Source organism: Streptomyces sp. NPDC107654 (assembly GCF_055639035.1).
In genome coordinates this window covers 388,326-407,282 of the sequence record NZ_JBVKBI010000003.1, presented here as the reverse complement: position 1 = coordinate 407,282, position 18,957 = coordinate 388,326, and the positions used below count along the sequence as shown (strand labels likewise).

The window sequence follows — 18,957 nt, the reverse complement described above, 5'->3', positions numbered from 1 at the left end:
CGTGGCCGGCTCCGGCCGGCCGTCCCCGCCGCGGCCGACCCCTCCCGCTCCCGTTCTCTCCCGTCCCGCCCCGCCCCGTCCCGCGCCGGGTCGCCGTCGTCGGCCCCGGCAGGGCGTGCCCCGTACCGCCGCACCGTCACGCGCATCCGGTGTGCCACCCCGAACCGGCGCACCACCCCCTTGCCGGGCCCCGACGCCGCATCGTTCCGCTCTTCGAAGGACTTCACCCATGACGGACCTGCACGACAAGCCCGCACAGGCGTCCTCACTGCCGCCGCACCCGACGCTCGGCGAGTTGTTCACCGCGTGGGTGGCCCGCACCCCGGACGCACCGGCCCTCACCGACGGCCGGCGGACCTGGACCTACCGCGAACTCGCGGACCGTGCCGACCGGTTGGCCGTACACCTGGCCCGACGGGGAGCCGGGCCGGACCGGGTCGTCGCCCTGGTCCTGCCGCGCTCCATGGAGCTCATAGCGGCCGAGCTGGCCGTCGCCCGGGCGGGCGCCGCCTTCCTCCCCGTGGACCCCGCCTACCCCGCCGAGCGCCGCGCGCTGATGCTCGCCGACGCCGCGCCCGCCGTCACCCTCGACGATCCGCACCGGGTCAGCGAGCTGCTGGACAGCGAGGACGGAGCGGTGGCCGGGGCCCGGGTCCACGCCGACCACGCCGCCTACGTCATCTACACCTCCGGTTCCACCGGCACCCCCAAGGGCGTGACCGTCACCCACCGGGGCATCGGCGGCTTCACCGCGGCCGCGGCGGAACGGTACGCGGTGGGCCCCGGCGACCGCGTGCTCCAGTTCTCCTCGCCGAGCTTCGACGCCTCCGTGCTGGAGCTGTTCGTCTCCGTGCTGTCCGGCGCCACGCTCGTCGTACCGCCGCACGGTCCCTGGCTGGGTGACGAACTCGCCGCGGTCCTGGACGAGCACCGCATCACCCACGCCCTGATCCCGCCGGCCGCGCTGGCCACCCTGCCCGACCCCGCGCAGGGCACCGCGCGCCATCTGCGCACCCTGATCGTGGGCGCCGAGGCCTGCTCGGCGGAGCTGGTCGACCGCTGGGCACCCGGCCGCCGCATGATCAACTCTTACGGCCCGACCGAGGCCACCATCGTCTCCACCTGGACCGGGCCGCTCACCGCGGGCCGGGGCACCCCGACGATCGGCGGCGCCCTGCCGCACACCCGGGTGTACGTCCTCGACGCCGCGCTGCGTCCGGTCGCGCCCGGGGCGGACGGTGAGCTGTTCGTCGGCGGCGACGCGGTGGCCCGCGGTTATCTGGGCCGCCCGGGGCTGACCGCCGCTCGCTTCGTCGCCGACCCCTTCGGCCCGCCCGGCGCCCGGCTGTACCGCACCGGGGACCGGGCGCGCTGGACGGCCGACGGGGAACTGGAGTTCCTGGGCCGGCTGGACCGGCAGGTGAAGATCCGCGGCTTCCGGATCGAGCCGGGGGAGATCGAGGCCGCCCTGCGCCGCGCCGGTGCCGGGAGCGTGGGCGAGACGGTGGTCGTGGTCCGCGAGGACGAGCCCGGCCACCAGCGCCTCGTCGCCTACGTCACCCCGTCCACCGCCCCGACGCCGACGACCCCGTCCACCGCCCCGACGCCGACGACCCCGTCCACCGTCCCGACGCCGACGACTCCGCTCACCGCGTCGACGCCCGACACCCCGGAAGCCGTCCCCGCGCCCGCCCCGACCCCCCTGGACCCCGCGGCCCTCCGTGCCGCCGTAGCCGCCCTGCTCCCCGCCCACATGGTGCCGTCGGCCGTCGTGGTGCTGGAGCGGATGCCGCTCACCCCGCAGCACAAGATCGACCGGAGGGCGCTGCCGGTTCCCGAGCGGGCCGTCGCGGGCGGGCATGTGGCGCCGAGATCTAACGAGGAGCGGGCGCTCGCGGAGATCTGGGCCCAGACCCTGGGGGTCGACACGGTCGGCGTGACGGACGACTTCTTCGAGCTGGGCGGTGAATCCATCCTCGCGGCCCGGGTCCTGGCCCGGATCCGGGACGAGCTGGGTGTGCGGCTGACGGTGCGGGACGTGTTCACCGCGCGGACGGTCGCGGGCCTGGCCACGCTGCTGGGCGTCCCGTCGGCCGCCGTACCGCCGGAGCCGATCCCCCCGGCCCCCGGTCGAGGCACCCTGCCACTGTCCAGCGCGCAGCGGCGGCTCTGGTACCTCGACGAGCTGAACCCGGGCGGCACCGAGTACAACACCGGCGTGTCCCTGCGGCTGCGCGGCCCCCTGGACCCGGACGCGCTGCGCCGTGCCCTGCACCGGCTCGCGGCCCGCCACGCCTCCCTGCGCACCACCTTCGCCACCGCCGACGGCCAGGGCGTCCAGCGTGTCGCCCCGGAGCCGGACCTGCCGCTGCGGACCGCCGACCTCACCGACGTACCCGAGGCGCGCCGCACCGAGGCCGCCGAGGCGCTGCTCACCGAGGAACTGAGCCGCCCCTTCGACCTGGCGGCCGGCCCGCTCACCCGGGCCCTGCTCGTCCGGCTCGACGCCGAGGACCACCTGCTGCTCCTCGCCCAGCACCACATCGTCACCGACGGCTGGTCCGTGGGCGTCCTCACCCGGGAACTCGCCGCCCTCCACCACGCGGAGACCACCGGCGAGCCCGACGCCCTGCCGCGACCCGCCGTGCAGTACACCGATTTCGCGGTGTGGGAGCGCCGGCAGCGGGGCGGTGACGCCGACCGCGTCGACCTGGCCTACTGGAAGCGGCACCTGGCGGACCTCCAGCACCTCGAACTGCCCACCGACCGGGCGCGTCCCGCCGTCCGCACCACCGCCGGAGCCGCCCACCGGCACCGGCTCCCCGCGGAGCTGGTGAGCCGGCTGCGGCAGCTCGCCGCCGGACGCGGCACCACCGTGTTCACCCTGTTCGCGGGCGCCTCCGCGCTGCTCTTCTCCCGGTACTCCGGGCAGCGGGACGTCGCGTTCGGCACCGTCACCACCGGCCGCGGCCGACGGGACCTGGAGGAGGTGCCGGGGTTCTTCGCCAACACGGTGGTGCTGCGCGGCGAGGTGGACGAGCGGGCGACCGTGGACCGGTTCGTGGAGAGCATGCGGACGACCGTGCTGGACGCCTTCGCCCACGACGGGGTGCCGTTCGACCGGGTCGTGGAGGAGCTGGCCCCGCCCCGCGACCCGAGCCGCACCCCGCTGGTGCAGGCGCTCGTGGTGCAGCAGACCGCGCTTCCCGAGCCGCCGCTCTCCGGCGGGGTGCGCTTCACGGAGCACCCGCTGCCCCGCCCGGCCGCCCGCTTCGACCTGGTGCTGGAGTTCACCCCGGACACGGACGGCGGCTGCGTGCTCACCGCCGAGTTCAACACCGACCTGTTCGACGCCCCCACCGTGGCCCGGATGGCCGCCCACCTGCACCGCCTGCTGGAGGGCATGGCGGACGGCCCGGGGCGCAGGCTGGCCGAGCTGCCGATGCTCTCCGTCGAGGAGCAGCGCACCCTGGTGGACACCTGGAACCCGGCCGCCCGCCGGGCCCGGGACACCGGACACGCCACGCTGCCCGCCCTGTTCCACGCCCAGGCGGCCCGCACCCCCGACCGCACCGCCGTGATCTGCGGTCCGGACCGGCTGGACTACGCCGAGGTCGCCCGGCGCGCCAACCGGCTGGCCCGGCTGCTCCTCGCGCGCGGCGCGGGCCCGGAGACCCTGGTCGCCCTGTGCCTGCCGCGCACCGCCGACCTGGTGCCGGTGCTGTGGGCGGTGCTCACCTCCGGTGCGGGCTACCTCCCCGTCGACCCCGGCTATCCCGCCGAGCGCGTCCGGCTCATGCTCGCCGACGCCCGTCCCTCCCTCGTGATCGCCACCCGGGAGACCGCCTCCGCCCTGCCCGCGGACTGCGACCCGCTGTTCCTGGAGGACTGCGCCGACCCGGCCGTTCCCGACACCGACCTCACCGACGCCGACCGGCCCCGCCCGCTGCTGCCGGACCACCCCGCGTACGTCATCTACACCTCCGGTTCCACCGGCCGCCCCAAGGGGGTCGTGGTCACCCACCGCAGTGTCGTCGCGCTGGCGGCGTGGACGGAGGACCGGTTCGCCGCCGCGGGCCTCGACCATGTGATCGCCTCCACCTCCCTCAACTTCGACGTCTCCGTCTTCGAGCTGCTGTGCCCCCTGACCGCCGGCGGCACCGTCGAGGTGGTCGCCGATCTGCCGGCACTGGCCGACGGCACCGGCCCCCGGCGGGCCGGGCTGCTCAGCGGAGTGCCGTCCGTCGTCTCCCGGCTGATCGCGGGCGGTACGGCACCCGTGACCGCGGACACCGTCGTCCTCGCCGGTGAGGCCCTGCCCGCCCAGACCCTGCACGACCTGCGCGCCGCCCTGCCCGGCTGCCGGATCGCCAACATCTACGGGCCCACCGAGGCCACCGTGTACGCCACCGGCTGGTTCGCCGGCGACCGGCTGCCGGAGCAGGCCCCGCCGATCGGCGGGCCGGTCGCACTCACCCGGGCCTACGTCCTGGACCACGCCCTGCGGCCACAACCCGTGGGAGTCACCGGCGAGTTGTACCTCGGGGGCGCCGGCCTGGCCCGCGGCTACCTGAACCGGCCCGGGCTGACCGCGGTCCGGTTCGTCGCCGACCCGTTCGGCGCGCCGGGGGAGCGCATGTACCGCACCGGCGACCTGGTGCGCCGCCGCGCCGACGGCGCCCTGGAGTACGTGGGCCGGATCGACCAGCAGGTCAAGGTGCGCGGCTTCCGCATCGAACTCGGCGAGGTGGAGGAGGCGTTGCGCGGCTGCACCGGAGTGGCCGAGGCCGCGGCCACCGTCACCACGGACGGCGACGGCCACCGCCGCCTGGCCGGGTACGTCGTCCCGGCCGCCGGGCAGCGGGTGGAACCCGAGGCCGTGCGCCGCGAGCTCGGCCGTACGCTGCCCGACTACATGGTCCCGTCGACCGTACAGGTCCTGGACGGCCTGCCGCTCAGCCCGAACGGCAAGCTGGACCGGGGCCGGCTCCCCGACCCGGGCCCCGCCGTGCGCGCCGTACGGCACGTCGCCCCCCGCACGCCCACCGAGCGCACCCTCGCCACGATCTGGGCCGAGGTGCTGCGGGTGGAACGCATCGGCGTGGACGACAACTTCTTCGAACTCGGCGGCGACTCGATCCTCAGCATCCAGGTCGTGGCCCGCGCCCGTCAGGCGGGCCTGCCGCTGACCTCCCGGGACGTCTACCGGCACCAGACGGTCGCCGCCCTCGCCCGCTGCGCGGACGCCGCCCAGGGCCCCCGCGAGACCGTCCCCGTACCGGAGGCGGCCACCGGCACGGCCCCCCTGACCCCCATCCAGCGCTGGTTCTTCGACGCCCTGGCCGAGCGCGCCGGCCACTACGCGCAGGCACTGTCCGTCCAGGTGCCCGACGACCTGGACGCGGCGGCCCTGGAGGACGCGCTGAACGACCTGGTCGGCCGGCACGACGCCCTGCGCTCCCGCTTCGTCGCCGACGACCCGGACCCCGGCGTCCGCTGGCACATCGACGACCGCACCCCCCGCCTCCACCTGGCCCGCCACACCGGCCCCGACACGGACACCCCCCACTTCGGGCCCTTCGACCTCGCGCGCGGGCCGCTGCTGCGGGCCGTGCTGCACGACCGGGGAGCCGGCCGGCCCCCCGTCCTGCACCTCGCCGTCCACCACCTCGTGGTCGACGGCGTCTCCTGGCGGGTGCTGCTGGACGACCTGGACCGCGCCTACCGGGCCCGCCGCGCCGGCGAGGACGGCACGGCGGCACTGCCCGCCAAGTCCTCGCCGCTGCGCGCCTGGTCCCGCCGGCTGACCGCCCACGCCGCCGACGGCGGCTTCGACGACGAACGGGAGTACTGGGCCCGGGCCGTCCCGGAGACGGAGCCCGCGATCCCGGCGGCAGGCCCCGGCACCTACGGCGCACAGCGCGCGGTGACCGTGCGGATCGGCGCCGAGGACACCGCCGCCCTGCTGCGCACCCTGCCCGACACCTACCGCACCCAGGCCAACGACGTCCTGCTCTCCGCCCTCGGCCGGGCCCTGTGCGCCGGGACCGGACGGGACCGGGTCGTGGTCGACGTCGAGGGGCACGGCCGCGAGGAACTCTTCCCCGAACTGGACCTCAGCCGCACGGTCGGCTGGTTCACCACCCGGTACCCCGTCGCGCTCGCCGTCCCCCAGGACGCCGGCTGGGACGCCGTACTGAAGCGGGTCAAGGAGCAGCTGCGCGCCGTACCCCGGCACGGCCTGGGCCACGACGCGCTGCGCCACCTGGCCGGCCCGGAGGTACGGCCGCACACCCCGGCCGCGCAGATCAGCTTCAACTACCTGGGCCGGATGGGCTTCTCCGCGGAGCCCGACGGCCTGTACCGGGGCACGGTCCGGCCGCTGGAGCTGGACGCCGACCCGGCCGCCGCACGCCCGCACGCCCTGGAGGTCGTCGGCCGGCTGGACGGTGACTGCCTGGAGTTCACCTGGTTCTCCTCGGACCGGCTGCACCAGGAGGGCACGGTCGCGGAGCTGGCCGGGCGCTTCGCGGACGCGCTCGCCGACCTCGCCCGGTACGCGGGCCGGCCCGGCGCCGCCGGGCGCACCCCGTCCGACTTCCCGCTGGCCCGGCTCGACCAGGCCGCCGTCGACCGGATCGCGGGCGCGGACCCGGCGGCGGTCGCCGACGTGTACCCGCTCACACCCACCCAGGCCGGCATGCTCTTCCACGGCCTGTCCCAGGACGACCGCGGGGTCTACTTCCAGCAGCTGACGTTCGTCCTGGACGGCGTCCCCGACCCGCGGGCCCTCGCCGCGGCCTGGCAGCACGTCACCGACCGCACCGAGGTCCTGCGGGCCCGGGCCGTCTGGCAGGACGTGCCCGAACCCCTGCTGGTCGTGCAGCGCCACGCGGACGTGCCGGTCACCCACCTGGACTGGCGGGACCTGACGGACCAGGAGCGCGGCGCCCGGCTGGACGACGTACTGGCCCGTGACCGGGCCGACGGCATCGACCTCGGGCGGGCCCCGCTCCAGCGCCTGCTCCTGGCCCGCGTCTCCGACACCGCGGTGCGTGTCGTCTGGTCCTTCCACCACCTGCTCCTGGACGGCTGGAGCCTGTTCCAGGTCCTCTCCGACGTCTTCGCCCACCACGCCGGAACCACCCCCGACGCCCTCCCGGACCGCCCGCCCTACCGCGACTACGTCGCCTGGCTGCGCGGGCACGACCCGGCCGCCGCCGAACAGCACTGGCGGCAGCGTCTGTCCGGACTGGCCGAGGCCACACCGCTGCCCTACGACCGGGAGCCGCGCGAGGCCCACCGCGCCGAGTCCACGCACGCGGTCCGCACCACGCTGCCCGCGGCCGCGAGCCGGGCGCTCCAGGAGCTGGCCCGCACGTCCGGCCTGACCCAGAACACGCTGGTGCAGGGCGCCTGGGCGCTGCTGCTGGCCCGGCTGGCGGGCCGGGACGAGGTGGTGTTCGGCACCACCGTGTCCGGACGGCCGCCGGAGCTGCCCGGTGCCGACGCCATGACCGGCCTGTTCATCACCACCCTGCCCACCCGGGTCACCGTCCCCGGCGACGGCACCCTGACCGACTGGCTGCGCGCCCTCCAGCAGGACCAGAGCGAGGACCGGCGCTTTGGTCACGTGCCGCTCACCCGGCTCCGGGCGCTCACCGAACTCCCCGAGCGGGTCGGCCTGTTCGACAGCATCGTGGTCTTCGAGAACTACCCGGTGGACGACGACCTCGCCGCCGCCCACGGACTCGCCCTGAGCGGCCTGGAAGGCGTCGAGACCACCAACTACCCGCTGAGCCTCACCGCCTACCCGGGCACCGAACTGACGCTGCGCCTCGGCTACGACCCCGAGCTGTTCGACGCCGGCACCGCCGAGCGGCTGGCCGAGTACCTGAGCGTCCTGCTCACCCACCTGCCCGCCGGCGCCGGCCGCCCGCCCGCCCGGCTCCCGCTGCTCGCCCCGGACCGCCGCGAGCAGGTGCTGCACACCTGGAACGACACCGCCACCGGCCTGCCCGACACCACCGTGGCGGACCTCTTCGCCGCCCAGGTCCGCCGTGCCCCCGGCGCCGTCGCCCTGGAGGCCGGTGACACCCGCCTCACCTACCGCGAACTCGACCAGCGCGCGGGCGAGTTGGCGGCACGCCTGGCCGGGCTCGGGGTGCGGCCGGAACGCCCGGTCGGTGTGCTCATGGACCGTTCCGTGGACCTGGTCGTCACGCAGCTGGCGCTCGTCCGCACCGGCGGGGTGTACGTGCCGCTGGACGGCAGGGCACCGGTCGAACGGCTCCGCGGAACACTGGCCGTGGCCGGCGCCGGCCTCCTGCTCACCGACGCCGGCTGGGAGGAGACGGCGCGGCAGCTGCTGCCCGGCGACGGCGTCCTGCGCGTGGACGACGGCGTCCCGCGTGCCGGCGACGATGTTCCGCGTGCCGGCGACGGTGTTCCGCGCGCCGACGGGACCACCGGCGCGGCGGAGGCTCCGGCGCCCGTCCACGCCGTCCACCCCGACAACGTCCAGTACCTGATGTTCACCTCCGGCTCCACCGGCACCCCCAAGGGGGTCGCGGTGCGCCAGCGGGACGTCGTCGCCCTCGCCCTGGACCGGGCCTTCGCCGGGCACGACCGGGTCCTCGTGCACTCGCCGCACGCCTTCGACGCCGCCACCTACGAGGTGTGGGTGCCGCTCCTGCGCGGAGGCACCGCCGTGCTCGCCCCGCCGGCCGACCTGGACGCCGCCCAGGTCCGGCACGCCGTCACGGAGCGGGGCGTGAGCTGCCTGTGGCTCACCGCCGGACTGTTCCGGCTGCTGGCCCAGGAGGACCCCGGCTGCCTGCGCGGCGCCCGCGAGGTGTGGACGGGCGGCGAGGCCGTGCCGGGCGCGGTCGTACGCCGGGTGCTGGAAGCCTGCCCCGGACTGACCGTCGTGGACGGCTACGGCCCCACCGAGACCACCACCTTCGCCACCCGCCGCGTCTTCCGCGCCGGCGACCCGCTGCCCGCCGTCCTGCCCATCGGACGCCCGCTGGACAACACCCGCGTGTACGTCCTGGACGCCGCCCTCCAGCCCCAGCCGCCCGGCGTCCCCGGCGAGCTGTACATCGCCGGCGCGGGCCTCGCCCGGGGCTACGCGGGCCGCCCCGGGGCCACCGCCGCCCGCTACGTCGCCGACCCCTACGGGCCGTCCGGCACGCGCATGTACCGCACCGGCGACGTCGTGCGCTGGAGCGCCGACGGCGAGCTGGAGTTCGTCGGCCGCGCCGACGACCAGATCAAGATCCGCGGCTTCCGTGTCGAACCCGCCGAGATCGAGGCCCGTCTCACCGCGCACCCCGGCATCGCCGAGGCCGTCGTCTCCCTGTACGAGGACGCCGGACGCAAGCGGCTCGCCGCGCACCTCGTCCCGGCCGCCGGCGCCACGGTGCCCTCCGCCGGCGAACTCCGCGCCCACCTGGCGGCCGGACTGCCCGACTACATGCTGCCCGCCGCGTTCGTCACCGTGCCGGAACTGCCCCTGACCGCCAACGGCAAGGTCGACCGGCGCCGGCTGCCCGCCCCCGACTGGGCGGCGGGCGGCGAGCGCGCCCACCGCCCCCCGCGCACCGAGACCGAGCGAATCCTCGCCGGGATCTGGGCCGAACTGCTCGGCGTCGAACGGGTCGGCGTGGACGACAACTTCTTCATGCTGGGCGGCGACTCGATCCTCAGCATCCAGGTGGTCTCCCGGGCCCGCGCCGCGGGACTCACGCTCACCCCGCGCGACCTCTTCCGGCACCCCACGGTGGCCGAGCTGGCCGCGGCCGGCGGGGACGCGGCGCCCGCCGTCGCCGGCACCGAACCGGTCTCGGGGGCGGTGGACCTCACCCCGATCCAGCACTGGTTCCTGGACCCGCGCCCGGCCCACGCCGGCTTCTTCAACCAGTCCGTCGTCATCGAGACGGCCGGCCCGGTGGACCAGGACGCCCTGCTCCGCGCCCTCACCGCCCTGTGGACCCGGCACGACGCCCTGCGCGCCCGGTTCGTCCTCGACGGCGCCCAGGACGTGTGGCGCCAGGACATCGCCGACGCCGACGGCCCGGTTCCCGAGCTGCTCCAAGTCCACGCCCCGCAGGACGAGGAGCGCGTCACGGCGGAGGCCCACTCCCGACTGCGCCTCGACACCGGCCCGTTGTTCACCGCCCGGCTGTTCACCGCCGACGGCACCCGGCCCGCCCGGCTGCTGCTCCTCGCCCACCACCTGGTGGTCGACGGCGTCTCCTGGCGGATCCTGCTGGAGGACCTGGAGACCGCCTACCGGCAGGCCGCGTCGGGCGAGCCGGTACGGCTGCCCGCCCGCACCACCTCCGTCCGGGAGTGGGCCCGCCGGCTGCGCGACCACGACCGCTTCACCGCACAGCTCGCCCACTGGGAGCGGGCCGCCCGCGCCTGCGCCGACCCGCTGCCGGTGGACCACGACGGCGGCAACACCGCGGCCGACGTCCGCGAGGTCACCGTCCGCCTGGACCGCGACCGCACCGACCGCCTCCTGCGCCGCGTCCCCGGCGTCTACCGCACCCGCGTCGACGACGTCCTGCTCACCGCCCTGGGCAGGGTCCTCGCCGACTGGACCGGACGCGACACCGTCGCCGTCGGCCTGGAGGGGCACGGGCGCGAGGACCAGCTGTTCGAGGACGTCGACCTGTCCCGCACGGTCGGCTGGTTCACCTCGCTCTTCCCGGTCGCCCTGACCGTCCCGGCGGAGGACTGGGGCACCGCCCTGAAGTCGGTCAAGGAGCAGCTGCGGGCCGTCCCCGACCGGGGGCTCGGCTACGGCGTCCTGCGCCACCTCGCCCGCGAGTCCACGCTCACCCGCGCACCCGCACCCGGTATCGCCTTCAACTACCTGGGCCGCTTCGACTGGTCCGCCGACGGCGGCGCCCTTCTCGGAGCGGTGCCCGGCGGCCTGGACGGCGCGGAGGCACCCGGCACCGAGCGGCCCCACCTGCTGGACGTCGTGGCCCGGGTCGAGGACGACCGGCTGGAGATCACCTGGTACTACAGCGCCGGACGGCACCGCGAGGACACCGTCACCGCGCTCGCCGAGGGCATGCTCCGGGCCCTCGACGACATCGTCGCCCACTGCTCCCGGCCCGGCGCGGGCGGCCGCACCCCCTCGGACTTCCCGCTGGCCCGCCTGGACCAGGCCGCCGTGGACCGGATCGCCGGGGACGGCCGGGACGTCGCGGACGTCTACCCGCTGACCCCGATGCAGGCGGGCATGCTCTTCCACAGCCTGCTCGACCCCGCCGCCCGCACCTACGTCAACCAGGTCCAGCTGGTGCTGTCCGGCGTCACCGACCCGCACGCCCTCGCCGAGGCCTGGCAGCACACCGCCGACGCCAACCCGGTGCTGCGCACCGGCCTGGTGTGGCAGGAGACCCCGGAACCGCTCCAGGTGGTCCGGCACCGGGCCACCGTGCCCGTCACCCACCTCGACTGGTCCGACGGCCACGGGCACGACCTGGACCGGCTGCTCGCAGAGGACCGGGAGGCGGGCATCGACCTCGGCGCGGCGCCCCTGATGAGGCTGACACTGATCCGGCTGGACGCGGACCGGGTCCGCCTGCTGTGGACCTTCCACCACGTCCTGCTCGACGGCTGGAGCGCGGCCCAGCTCTTCGACGAGGTCTGCGAACGCTACGCGGCCCTCACCTCCGGGCGCCGCCCGGAGGTGGCCGAGCGCAGGCCCTTCGCCGACTACCTGCGCTGGCTGGCCGGGCGGGACACCGGCCGGGCGGAGGCGTACTGGCGCGCGACCCTCGCCGGCTTCCAGGCCCCCACCGAACTGCCCCGGGACCGGAGGCCCGCCGAGGCCCACCGCGCCTCCTCCTCCGGGTCGGTGCGGATGACCCTCGGCCCGGACGTCTCGGCACGGCTGCGGGAGACCGCCCAGCGCGCCGGGCTCACCCTCAACACCGTGCTCCAGGGCGCCTGGGCGCTGCTGCTGTCCCGCTACGGCGGCGGCGAGGACGTGGTGTTCGGTACGACCGTCTCCGGGCGGCCCGCCGAACTCCCGGGCGTCACCTCGATGGTGGGCCTGTTCATCAACACCCTGCCCACCCGGGCCCGCGTCGACGGCGACCGGCCGATGCTCGACTGGCTGCGCGAGCTGCAGACCGCCCAGTCCGAGGCCCGGCGCCACGACTTCGTCTCCCTGGCCCAGGTGCAGTCCTGGAGCGAGGTCCCGGGCGGCAGCGGGCTGTTCGACTCCATCGTGGTGTTCGAGAACTACCCGTTCGACGAGGGGGCGCTGGCCCGGCACGGCCTCGCCATGGAACAGGAACGGGACGTCGAACCGACGAACTACCCGCTCAGTGTGGTCGTCGCGCCCGGGGACACCCTGTCCGTGAACCTGGACCACGACCCGGCCGTCTTCGACACCGCGACGGTGCAGGCGCTCGGAGAGAGCCTGCGGACCCTGCTGACCGGCATGGCCGCCGACCCCGACCGCCGTCTGGCCGACCTGCCGCTGCTGGACCCGGCCGCGGGGCGCGCGCTGGTGGACCGGTTCGGCGGCAGGCCCGCCACGGTCCCGCACGACACCCTGCCGGAGGCGTTCCGGCGGCAGGCCGGGCGGACCCCGGACGCCCCGGCCGTCCGCCACGGCGGCACGAGCCTCACCTACCGCGAACTCGACGCCCGCTCCAGAGCGCTGGCCCGGCGGCTCATCGCGGCCGGCGCCGGCCCCGAGCGCTTCGTCGCCCTGTGCCTGCCCCGCACCGCCGACCTGGTCGTGGCCCTCCTCGCGGTGCTCAAGAGCGGCGCCGGCTACCTCCCGGTCGACCCCCAGTACCCGGCCGAGCGCGTCGCGTTCCTCTTCGAGGACGTACGGCCCGACGCCGTGATCACCGCCACGGAGACCGCCGGCCGGCTGCCCGAGGGCCCGTACACCCGGATCCTGCTGGACGAGGACGACGAGCGGCCGGACACCGAGGTGCCGGACACCCCGGTCGGCGACGGAGAGCGGCGCGGCCCCCTGCTGCCCGGCCACCCCGCCTACGTCATCCACACCTCCGGCTCGACCGGCCGTCCCAAGGGCGTCGTCGTCAGCCACGCCTCCGTGCTGGCCCTGACCGACTGGGCCGCGGCCGAGTTCACCGGCCGGGGCCTGGCGCACGTCATCGCCTCCACCTCGCTCAACTTCGACGTGTCGGTCTTCGAGATCTTCTCGCCCCTGCTCTCCGGGGGCTGCGTGGAGATCGTCCGCGACCTGCTGGCCCTCGCCGAGCGCCCCGGACCCTGGCGGGCCGGACTGCTCAGCGCGGTGCCCTCCGCCCTGGACCGGCTGCTCGCCGAGGACGCCGTGCGGATCACCGCCGACACCGTCGTCCTCGCGGGGGAGGGGCTGCCCGCCCGGACCGTGCGCCGGGTCCGGGACGCGGTCCCCGGCAGCGAGGTGCGCAACATCTACGGCCCCACCGAGGCCACCGTCTACGCCACCGCCTTCACCTGCGACCCGGCCGACCCCGACCGCGACCCGCCGATCGGCCGGCCGCTCGGCGGCGCCCGCGCCTACGTCCTGGACGCCAGGATGCGCCCGGTGCCCCCCGGCGCGCCCGGCGAACTGTTCCTCGCCGGGACCGGCGTCGCCCGCGGCTACCTCGGCCGCCCCGGCCTCACCGCGACCCGCTTCCTGCCCGACCCGTTCGGTCCGCCCGGCAGCCGCATGTACCGCACCGGCGACCTGGTCCGCTGGACGTCCGACGGTGACCTCGTCTACCTCGGCCGCGGCGACGACCAGGTGAAGGTGCGCGGCTTCCGCATCGAACTCGGCGAGGTCGAGGCCGCGCTGGCCCGCCACCCGGGCGTGGCCGCGGCGGCGGCCCGCGTGGTCGAGCAGGCCGGCCACCGCCGCCTCGTCGGCTACGCGGTGCCGCAGGCGACGGACCTGCCGGACCCCGCCGAGCTGCGGGCCTTCCTCTCCCGCAGCCTCCCCGACCACCTGGTCCCGGCCCTCGTCGTGCCGCTGGAGCGGCTGCCGCTCGGCGCCACCGGGAAGCTCGACCGGCGGGCGCTGCCCGTGCCCGAGCCGTCCGCGGCGGGCGGCGGCGAGGCGGGGCGGCCGCCGCGCACCGCGGCGGAGCGGACCCTCGCGGACATCTGGTGCGAGGTGCTCGGCGTGCCCGAAGTCGGCGCCGACGACAACTACTTCACGCTCGGCGGCGACTCCGTCCTCGGCATCCGCATCGTCTCCGCGGCCCGCCGGGCCGGGCTCGCCCTGACCCCCCGGCACCTGTTCACCCACCAGACCCTCGCCGAACTCGCCGCCGCGGCCGAGCGGTTGCCGGACTCGGCCGCCTCCGCGGTCGTCGCCGACCAGGGCCCCGTGACCGGCGACGCCCCGCTCACCCCCGTACAGCACTGGCTCCTGGACACCCTCACCGGAGACCCCGCCCACTTCAGCCAGACGGTCGCCTACGAGCTGGCCACGGACCCCGACGAGGGGCTGCTGCGGGCCGCCCTGGCCGCCGTACTGGAGCACCACGACGCGCTGCGGCTGCGCTTCGAGCGGGCCGGGGACGGGCGCTGGCGGCAGTACGGCACCGCGCCCGGTGACACCGCCCCGCACCTGGAGGTGCACCACCGCGCGGACCCGGACCGGGTGGCCCGGGACCTCGGCTCCGGCTTCGACCTGGCCGCCGGGCCGCTGCTGAGGGCCGCGCTGTGCCGGCCGGACGACGGCGGCCGGCCGGTGCTGCTGCTGTCCGCGCACCACCTGGTGGTGGACGCCGTGTCCTGGCGGCTGCTCCTGGAGGACCTGGACACCGCCTACCGCGCGCTGCGGGACGGAGAGCGGCCCGCCCTCGGCGCCAAGACCACCTCGTTCCGGGACTGGGCCCGCCGGCTCGCCGCGCACACCGAGGCCGGCGGCTTCGACGCCGAACTCGCCCACTGGCAGGGCCTCGACACCGGCACCGCCCTGCCGGCCGACCACCCCGGCGGCACGAACACCGTCGCCGACGAGGAGAGCGTGACCGCCGGCCTCGACGCCGAGGAGACCCGCCGGCTGCTCCAGGAGGTGCCGGAGGCCTACCGCACCCGCGTGGGCGACGTCCTGCTGAGCGCCCTCGGCCGGGTCCTGGCCCGCTGGACGGGCCGGGACCGGGTGGCGGTGACCCTGGAGGGCCACGGCCGGGAGAACCCGTTCACGGACGTCGACCTCGCCCGCACCGCCGGCTGGTTCACCGCAGTCCACCCGGTCGCCCTGGACGTGCCCCGGGACGCCGGCACCGGCGCCGTCCTGAAGTCCGTCAAGGAGAACCTGCGGGCCGTACCCCACGGCGGACTCGGCTACGGCGCGCTGCGCTTCCTGCACCCCACGGCCGGCCGCGAGCTGCCCGCCCTGCCGCCCGTCTGCTTCAACTACCTGGGCCGGCCGGACGGGAACCCCGCCCCGGGCGGCCTGCTGCACGCGCCCCACGGCGGTCTCACCGGCGGCATGGACCACGCCGCCGACCGGCCGTTCCTCCTCGACGTCCTCGGCCGCGTCACCGAGGACCGGCTGGAGTTCACCTGGTCGTACTCCCGCTCCGTGCACCGGCCGGAGACCGTCGCCCGGCTGGCGGCCGAACTGGCCGGTGAACTCCGCGCGATCGTCCGGCACTGCGCCGAACCCGGCGCGGGCGGCCGTACCCCGTCCGACTTCCCGCTCGCGCCGCTGGACCAGGCGGCCGTGGACCGGATCGCCGGTGACGGCCGGGACGTGGCGGACGTCTACCCGCTCACGCCCACCCAGGCGGGCATGGTGATGCACGGGCTGGACGAGGCCGAACACGGTCTGTACGTCGAGCAGATCACCTTCGTCGCCGACGGCGCCCGCGACCTCGCCACGCTGGCCGCAGCCTGGCAGCACGTCGTCGACCGCACCCCCGTGCTGCGCACCTCCGTCGTCCTGCACGGCGTACCCGTGCCGCTCCAGGTCGTCCACCGGGGAGTGACCCTGCCGGTCACCGAGCACGACTGGAGCGGGCTGCCGGAAGACCGGCGGGAGGCGGAGCTGGAGCGCCTGCTCGCCGACGAGCGCGCCCGGGGCATCGCCCTGGACCGCGCCCCGCTGCTGCGGCTCGCCCTGGTCCGGCTCGGCCCGGACGCGGCCCGCGTGGTGTGGACCTTCCACCACGTCCTGCTGGACGGCTGGAGCGTCTTCCACGTCCTGTCCGACGTCACGGCCGCACACGCCGCCCTCACCCGCGGCGAGCGGCCCCGGCTGCCCGAGCGCAGGCCCTTCGCGGACTACGCCGCCTGGCTGGCCGCCCGCGACACCGGCTCCGCCGAGCGGCACTGGCGCGAGGCCCTGGCCGGCCTCGCCACGCCGACCCCGCTGCCGTACGACCGCAGGCCCGCCCCGGGCGCCACGGCCCGCTCCGGCACCTGGCTGTCGGAGCGGCTCGACGCCGAACGGTCACGGCGGCTGACGGAGTTCGCCCGCCGGCACCGGCTCACGCTCAACACGCTGGTGCAGGGCGCCTGGGCGCTGCTGCTGGCGCGGTGGAGCGGGGAGCGCGAGGTGTGCTTCGGTACCACCGTCTCCGGCCGGCCCGCCGACCTGCCCGGCGCCGACACCGTCACCGGCCTGTTCATCACCACGCTGCCCGCCCGGACCGCGGTCGACGGCGGCGCCCGGTGCACCGAGTGGCTGCGCGCGGTGCAGGAGGAGCGGGCCGAGGACCGCCGGCACGACCACCTGCCGCTCAACGAACTGCACGCGCTCACGCAACTCCCGCACGGAACACCACTGTTCGACAGCCTCGTGGTCTTCGAGAACTACCCGGTCGGGGACACCACCGCCGGGGCGCACGGGCTCGCCCTGCGCGACCTGGACGCCCGCGAGGCCACCAACTACCCCCTCACCGTGGTCGTCTCGCCCGGCGACCGGCTGGCCGTCGAACTCGGCTACGACCCGCGCTACTTCGACGCGGCCACCGCCTCCTCGCTGGCCGGACAGCTGCTGCACACCCTGGACGCCCTGGCCGCCTCCGACGGCACCGCCCGCCTGGACGACCTCGACGTGCTGCCGCCCGCGCAACGGGACCGGCTGCTGCACGGCCCGGCCCGCCCGGCGCTCGCCCCGGTGGCCGCCGCCACCCTGCCCGCGCTGGTCGAGGCCGCGGTCGACCGGTGGCCGACCGCGCCCGCGCTCGAAGCGCCCGGCAGGCTCCTCACGTTCACCGAGGCCGAGACCTCGGCCAACCGGCTCGCGCACCGGCTCATCGCCCGGGGCGCCGGACCCGGCGACCTCGTCGCGCTGCTGCTGCCCCGCTCGGCGGACATGGTGCTGGCCCAGCTCGCGGTGGCGAAGGCGGGCGCCGCGTTCCTGCCCGTCGACCCCGCCTACCCGGAGGAGCGGATCGCGCTGATGCTGAGGGACGCGGCCCCCACCCTCACCCTCGACGCGAAGGAGGTCGCGGACCTGCTCGCCGCCCCGCCGGACGAGGTGCCCGGACACCGGCCCGGCGACGCCGACCGGACCCGCCCGCTCGACCTGGACGACCCGGCCTACGTCATCTACACCTCCGGCTCCACCGGCACCCCCAAGGGCGTCGTCGTCACCCACCGCGGGATCGCCGCGTTCTCCGCCGCCGAGGCCGCCCACTACCAGGTCGCCCCGGGCGACCGGGTGCTGGCCTTCGCCACGCCCAGCTTCGACGCCTCCGTGCTGGAGCTGTGCGCGTCCCTGCCGCACGGCGCCCGGCTGGTCGTGCCCCGGCCCGGCCCGCTGCTCGGCGCCGAACTGGCCGACACGCTGCGGGCCGGACGGATCACCCACACCCTGCTGCCGCCGGCCGCGCTCGCCACCGTGCCCGCCGACACGCCCGGCACGCTGCCCGACCTGAAGACGCTGATCGTCGGCGCCGACGCGTGCGGTGCCGAACTCGTCGCCCGCTGGGCCCCGCACCACCGCATGGTCAACTCCTACGGCCCCACCGAGGCCACCGTCGTCGCCACCTGGTCCGCACCGCTGACGGCGGACGGCGCCGCACCGCCCATCGGCCGCCCGCTGCCCGCCACCGGCGCCTACGTCCTCGACGCCCGGCTGCGGCCGGTCCCCGACGGTGTCGCCGGTGAACTGTGGCTGTCCGGAGCGGCATTGGCCCGCGGCTACCTCGGCAGGCCCGGGCTGACCGCGGCCCGGTTCCGCGCCGACCCGTTCGGGCCGCCCGGCACCCGCATGTACCGCACCGGCGACCTGGTGCGCCGGGACAGCGCCGGCGAACTGCACTACCTGGGCCGCACCGACCACCAGCTGAAGCTGCGCGGCCACCGCATCGAGGCGGGCGAGGTCGAGGCGGCCCTGGTCCGCCACCCGGGCGTGCTGGACGCCGTGGTGACCGTACGCGAGGACGAACCGGGGCAGCCGCGCCTGGTCGCCCACCTGCTCACGGCACCCGGCGCGGAACCGCCCACCGCGCCCGAGCTGCGCGAGCTGGCCGCCCGCTCCCTGCCCGGCCACATGGTCCCCTCGGCGTTCATGGTGCTGGACCGTTTCCCGGTCACCGAGAACGGCAAGACCGACCGGGCCGCCCTGCCCGCCCCGGCCCCGGCCGAGGAACAGCAGCCGGGGGCCGGGTACGTCGCACCCCGCACGCCCACCGAGGAGGCGCTGGCGGCGATCTGGGAGGAGACCCTCCAGACCGCCGTGGGCGCCGAGGACGACTACTTCCTGCTCGGCGGCGACTCCATGCGCGCCCTGCTCATCGCCTCCCGCGCCAACGACGCGTTCGGCGTCACGCTCACCCCCCGGGACGTCCTGGTCTCCCGCACGGTCGCCGCCCTGGCGGACGTCGTGGAGGAACAGGTCCTGAGCGAACTCGAGGACGCCGCGTACGGCATCGACACCGAAGACGCCGCGTACACCATCGACTCCGAAGACGCCGCTGCCGGCGGCCACGACCACGAACGGTGAGGATCCGACGA

At 76.3% G+C, this 18,957-nt stretch carries 1 protein-coding gene; it reads left to right on the top strand.

The features are described from left to right. Window positions 1-229 precede the first annotated feature (229 nt). Window positions 230-18,946, top strand: coding sequence for a non-ribosomal peptide synthetase (locus ACZ7N4_RS07680; protein ID WP_471354893.1), 18,717 nt, complete (start codon window positions 230-232; stop codon window positions 18,944-18,946). The last annotated feature ends 11 nt before the right edge of the window (window positions 18,947-18,957 follow it).

Coding starts and splice junctions, on each gene's coding strand:
- ACZ7N4_RS07680 (WP_471354893.1), top strand. CDS start 230: ATGACGGACCTGCACGACAAGCCCGCACAGGCGTCCTCACTGCCGCCG.